The 3,683-nt window shown below is 57.5% G+C and carries 2 protein-coding genes; both read right to left on the bottom strand.

What is annotated here, in order from left to right:
• Window positions 1-231: 231 nt before the first annotated feature.
• The gene (locus AC1D34_RS35125; protein WP_476826734.1) at window positions 232-1,746 is read right to left on the bottom strand and encodes an argonaute/piwi family protein; all 1,515 of its coding nucleotides are present in this window, start codon (window positions 1,744-1,746) and stop codon (window positions 232-234) included.
• Window positions 1,743-3,209 carry a toll/interleukin-1 receptor domain-containing protein gene (locus tag AC1D34_RS35120; RefSeq protein WP_476826733.1) on the bottom strand — a complete coding sequence of 489 codons (1,467 nt, stop codon included), beginning with the start codon at window positions 3,207-3,209 and terminating at the stop codon, window positions 1,743-1,745. Before AC1D34_RS35120 ends, AC1D34_RS35125 begins: the two co-directional genes overlap by 4 nt.
• Between the last annotated feature and the right edge of the window lie 474 nt (window positions 3,210-3,683).

The raw sequence follows: 3,683 nt of genomic DNA, 5'->3' as shown, positions 1-3,683 counted from the left end.
GCATTACGAGGCAGTTGGTTCTGCGCCTGGATATCCATGGCAGATCCCCTTCTTGGGATGCCGCATCCTGGAAAATTCTATCAAATGCGGACGGGTCTCTCACGCCTCGTGGTGAAAACCGCGGGGAGGAGCGCAGCTTGCGCCAAGAGAAGAGATTGGCTCACCGCCCAATTGCGGACGTTCGGCTTAGGAGGAGACCCTCGTCAGGACGCCGTGGGTAGGCAGAGAGAATTAGATGTAGTGCCTGAACGGCAGCCATGAACGGCCGCCATCAGGTCCAGCCGTCAAGATCTCCCCGACAAGGTCCGCGAACCTCAGCGTCACCGGCAACCCATCCGAGAACCCGGCGCTGTTGAAGTTGAGCTTGGTCAACGCCATCAGGTCCTGAAGCACGACCTCAATCTTGGCGTCGCCACGTCGGATTTTCACCGTCAACGGGTTTGGTACCTCACGCCCAGGATAGGTCTCGAGCCGCGGCGTGTAACCAGCGGTCCAGAGATAGGCGCTGTTGTCGTTCACGATAAGAGTAGTGCCACGCAGGACGGGATTCTGACCGAACCGGAACAATTTGATCTCTTGCTGGCGCTTGATCTGCACCCCGACCAGATTGGTCTCGGCCGGCACCGTGCTAGTAAAGCCTTCCCACTCATCATCCCCGAATTCGATCTTGCCGTGGATGAAGAGCTCCTTGGGATAGCCTCTATGCATCTCCTTGTAGCCCTCGACGATCATGCCCATCAGGTTGGCTGCCTGGGCTCGATCGAGCTTGAAGCTTTTATTACTCTCGGAATACCAAGGCCCGACGGCGCCCTTGAAGACGATGCCTTCACCGGTGTTCAGGAACATCTGTGCACCGCAGCAAGCGTTGTCGAGTCCTCTGCTTGCCTGCAGTTTCTTGAACACCAGGCCGACGTAGCAAACGCCTTCACGGACATTCGCGAGGCGCCATGGCGTACCGCTGGACTTGTAGAATGACGTCGAGCCGAGGTTCCAGGCGACCGATGCTGGGTCCTGTAATGAGCGGCGCCGGACATCTGGATCGCGCGACGTCTCTAGCGTCGTTTCCCGCACCACCTGGATGACCTGTTTAGTGTCGAGGAGACGGGCCTTCAGCTGGTTGTGGAAGTTGGCCTCGTACTCGAAGGGCTTGGCCTCGTCATTGACCTCGTCGAACATCGACGGCTCCTTGATCAGGCGTAGTGCGGCGGCCTTCTTGATGCCCAGCGGCGAATCTATGCGCTCCGCTTTGGGTACGACCGATAGCGGCCGACCATATTTGTAGACGTCCTCGGGAACGATCGCGAACCAAACCCGCGGCGATGCCTCTTCTTCTCGAAGGTGTTTGCGCAGTGCGCGATCATAAATATCGACGGCCTTGAATATACGCTCATGCGGCATGCCGGTTCGGATCGCTGTACCGATCTCGTCGGCATCGACCTTGCAATACCCGTAGGGCTGCTCCGGCCAAGAGGCATTGAACGCGGCCTCGAAGCCAGGCCACATGTACTTGTTGGCCTCCTTGCCCTTATCGGGCGCCGCGATGGTTCCGTTGATGCTCTTTACCCAAGCTTGGTATAGTCGCAGGCCCTCCTCGGTGGCGATGACGCCGACCTCCATCCGCTTCGGATTCAAGTTTACCGAGGGTGGTCCATAGAGGAATAGTCCGTCCTTTGGATGGGCTGCAGTCTGGCCATGAGCAAAGCCCAGCTCGGGCTCATCGATATGTACGACACGCCACTGCTTCATGCTGCGTCCTCCTCGTCATCGCCGAGAGGACCAATTTCCATGTCGTCATCCGGGTCGTCGTCAGCCGGTTCTTCGGGGTCTTCGGGCAGATCATCTAACTCTATGTCGCCGATGAGCCTCCGAACCCCTTCGAGATGCAGCAGCTTCCCGTCGAGCCTTAGCTGCTCGGGACCATCGAGCGCCACCACGATTTCATCAGAATCGTTGGCCAAGAACGCGATGAAGGCCTGCTGCAATTGGCGCCATTGCCTGTTCCACCAGGTCTTGCAGATGCGGCGCCGAAGCGCGGTCGTGCGTTTGGCCTCCGTGATGAGCCTGCCGTTCTCGGAGAAGCAGATATATGGCTTAAACCGGACGAAACTTGGCGGACCGAGATCGACGTTGACCATCATGGCCAAGTGCCAGTTCACTTTGTGCCTCTGGCTCTTCCCGATGATGCCCTTCCAAGTCCGCTTGCCATCAGGCTTCACGTACCAAATCTTGCCGGTCTCGATCAGGCCCAGCGGAAAGTAGAATGCGCTGCCCCCCGATCGTTCAAACACTTCGAGCCCCTTGGCGACGAGGAATTGTTCGACGTGGCGACGCATCAGATTGTTGAGGACGTTGCGGGCATCGCGCCACTCAGGTGCTGTCTCCCTGCCCTTCGGTCCATGAAGAAACTTGGACAGGTCAATCCGCTTGTCCAACGACAGAGTAAACTGAGGCGACATCTTCGACTGTAACTCAGCCATGTCAGCGAAGGCGATGATCAGCCGCGCGAACTGGGCGTAGGGGATGCCGGTGCCATCCAAGCTGGGTTTGATCGCGGTGTTGGGACCATGGAATTCGTAGAAGCTGATCTGTTGCGGAAGCGCGTTAATGGGCAGCAGGTTGGTGAGCAACGTCTCAGGGCCAACCTCGACGGCCGGCGGATCGCGACCGGTCCGTGCCCTCCAGAATGCCATACGATCGTCGATTTGCGACGCGTTGGTGGGAACGTTGGCCTTCTCCAAGGTCTCAAGGAGCTTGGGCAGCATTCCTCCCCATCCAGAGGAAAAGTCCAGAGCATTCAATTGCACGACGGAGATCGGGAAGTCGTTGAAATCGACTTTGTCGACGCGGACAGGAATGATGAACTCCGCGTCCTTCAGCTTTTTCCCCACTCCCTCTGCAGCCGCCAACTCATCACGGACACCTTTCCGGCTCGGATTCACGCTTGCGGTTGATGCGACATAGATCACCTTCAGCGCCCGCGTGCGGATCGACTCCTCGATGTTCCTCCAGAATGGTGTCCCGCCTTTAAGTTCGAACACGTCCGCCCAGACGTTGTAGCCGAGGCCGATTAGGCGGGCCCCAAGCCACTTGACGAACTCATTGTCCTCGGGGGTCGCATGGGAGATGAAGACGATATCCCGGACAGGATCAGTCGTTGAATTTCGATCAATCGGGGGATTCTTAGCGTTTTCATGGGCTTCAAATTTCACGATTCTTACCTAACCAAGAAAAGGTCGGAAGATAGAACATAATCGCGCGTACGGCCGGGTACCCAGGGGATCGCATGGAGGCAGTCCAATCTTAGCTTAGTCCGCACTCGCGACGCTCCGACGACTGAGTTCAATGCGTGCGTAAAGCGCAATTAGCTTCCGACCCCTACGACTTGGTTGGTCGGAAGCGAAAGGCGGCTTTCGCCGATCACAAGCGCCGCGCCACTGGTAGACTAGGAGGCCATCAGAAACATCTGCCCGCGCGAAGACGTTCCGGGCGGCGGCAACGCGCCCATCGCCGATCGTCCAAAAGGACGCCGGCTCCATGTCATCGAAGTCAAAAGGAATAAGACAATCAGGAACGCAGCGCATTCGGATGAATTTGCATGGCGTCTGGAAATTTAGATCGTAGAGTTCTGCGCAGGCGCTCAGTTTTGGATTCTTCGCGAGCTTCGTCATCAAAGATAATCAATC

It is taken from the genome of Allobosea sp. P1_A7 (assembly GCF_056406775.1).
Note: the sequence above shows the minus strand (reverse complement) of the source record. Positions and strands in the feature narration are given on the sequence as shown.